Here is a 1,249-nt window from a genome sequence, read left to right as displayed (position 1 = left end):
TCGCCGCACGGCCCAACTAATACCCCACAAAATACAACTTTTTGGTGGGCAGGTACCACAACGGTGCCCGGCCGCGCCGTTTCGGAAAGCCCAACGGCGGTTCGCCGGGCACGGGCGGGAAATCCGCAACGTCGGAGAAGTGCAAGTAGGGGAAAGGTGTTACGGCCGTGCGGTTTCCCCCTCGGAACGCGTGCCACGGGCGGCGACGCGTGGGATGGTAACGATTCAACCGGGCGCCGCCACGCATTCGTGAGGGGTGCTCGGTCCGGTGCGCCGGTCGACCTCCCGCTACGCCACCGGCTCGGGGAAGGGGAACAGCGTGAGGAACCGCAGCGCGACGGCGTCGTCACCGCGCACCTCCAGGTCCCCGGCCGCGACGGCGTCCTCCAGCTCGCGCCGCCCGCACAGCACGTCGTTGAGCGTCACCGTGTCGGTGTCGAGGACCGCGTCGGGCTCGTCGACCGGTTCCCGCACCAGCCGCAGGCCCTCCGGCGTGACGGTGGCGCGGAAGCCGTCCTCGCCCAGGCGCACCAGCACGTCGGCGGTCAGCCCGTCGGCCCGCGCGGGGGCGAACAGGGTCCGCAGCGCGAGCATCATCGAGTCCACGCTGATCGGCCCGTCGCCGCGCATCGCCGGCGACTGCGAGCCCCACATGCCCAGCGCGGCGACGACGGTCTCCAGCTGCTGCCCCCACGGCGTCAGCTCGTACACCCACGCGGCGGCGGGCGGGGGGAGCCTGCGGCGGCGCAGGACGCCCGCCGTGTCCAGCTCGCGCAGCCGCTGCGACAGCACGTTCGGGCTCGCGCCGGGCAACCCGGCCCGCAGGTCGGTGAACCGCTTGGCGCCGAAGAGGAGCTCGCGGACGACCAGCAGCGCCCACCGCTCGCCCACGAGGTCGAGCGCGTGCGCCGTCGAGCACCCGTCGTCATACCTGCGCCTGGTGGTCACGAGTACCCAGTCTAGTCAGAACTTGATACGGATTTCACATCAGTTGGTTGCTTTTTAGGACCAAACCCCGGTAGGCTCCGGGGTTGACGAAGTCGAAGCGGACCGAAACCGGGGGGTGCCGTTGACCGCGCCCCGTCAGGCCGTGTCGCCGCCCGTTGTCGCGGGGGCCGGACTCCGTGTCGATGCCGCGTTCCGACTCCATCGCGGGACCCCCAGCCCGCGCGAGCGGAACGCGCCGGCGGAGTGCACGTCCTCCACGGACTGAACGACCGCCCCCCGCGCGGATGGGCTGGTACCGGCC

General features: G+C 71.4%; 1 protein-coding gene. It reads right to left on the bottom strand.

Going from position 1 to position 1,249, the window contains the following annotated elements:
• Positions 1-288: 288 nt before the first annotated feature.
• Positions 289-948, bottom strand: a complete 660-nt coding sequence (locus tag AB0G02_RS35300; RefSeq protein WP_360803317.1) for a winged helix-turn-helix transcriptional regulator — start codon at positions 946-948, stop codon at positions 289-291.
• Between the last annotated feature and the right edge of the window lie 301 nt (positions 949-1,249).

Source organism: Actinosynnema sp. NPDC023658, from assembly GCF_040639995.1.
GTDB lineage: Bacteria > Actinomycetota > Actinomycetes > Mycobacteriales > Pseudonocardiaceae > Actinosynnema.
The sequence above is the reverse complement of the archived record's forward strand: the minus strand, read 5'-3'. Positions and strand labels throughout refer to the sequence as shown.